1 protein-coding gene is annotated in these 698 nt (G+C 42.8%); it reads left to right on the forward strand.

Going from position 1 to position 698, the window contains the following annotated elements; genetic code table 11:
* Positions 1 to 698: phage late control D family protein (locus M2R48_RS08090; RefSeq protein WP_262085720.1), on the forward strand; the 698-nt coding region annotated here is incomplete at both ends.

The following is a 698-nucleotide window of genomic DNA, read 5'->3' on the forward strand; positions in this document are numbered from 1 at the left end:
GCTGCGATTGATGTCGTCACAGATAAATCTGAGTTAACCCGTATTTCAGGGATTGTGACCCAAGCCGATATTGGCGCATCTGATGGTTCTCTTACCATCTATCGTTTGACTGTAGAAGACCCAACAGCACTTTGGAAACATCGTAGAAACTCTCGAGTATTTATGAATAAGTCGGTTGTGGATGTGATCCAAACCGTATTCCAAGAATGGGCACAACGCAGTCCACTGTTTGCTTCAAGTCTGACATTGGACAAGAGTGGTTTAAGTAAAGACTATGATGTGCGCCCATTCATTATGCAGGCATCTGAAAGCGACTTTGACTTCCTGACCCGTTTGATGAGAAGTGAAGGGATTAACTGGCTGATCGATGAAGCACAACTTAAAATGTCGAGTTCAACAGAACAAATCCAAGCACAAAAGCTTCGTTTAATTGATGATAATTCGCAATTTAGTGCCTTAGAACGCCGCAATATTCGCTTCCATAGAAGCAGCGCCGTAGAAAAAACTGATTCAATTACCAATTTTATTGGTCAGCGTTCCATTCAACCGACTTCGGTACATATCCAGCGTTGGCAAGCTGATGTATTGGATATTGATGAAGGCGCTGGCAGTGTCCAAAGTAAACACAGCCATAGTGAAAATTATGACAATGCCAGTCTAGCTTTAGAACAAGCATGGCACTTTAGCCCTGCATGGAT

This window comes from Acinetobacter sp. I-MWF (assembly GCF_025433935.1).
Classification (GTDB): Bacteria; Pseudomonadota; Gammaproteobacteria; order Pseudomonadales; family Moraxellaceae; genus Acinetobacter; species Acinetobacter guillouiae.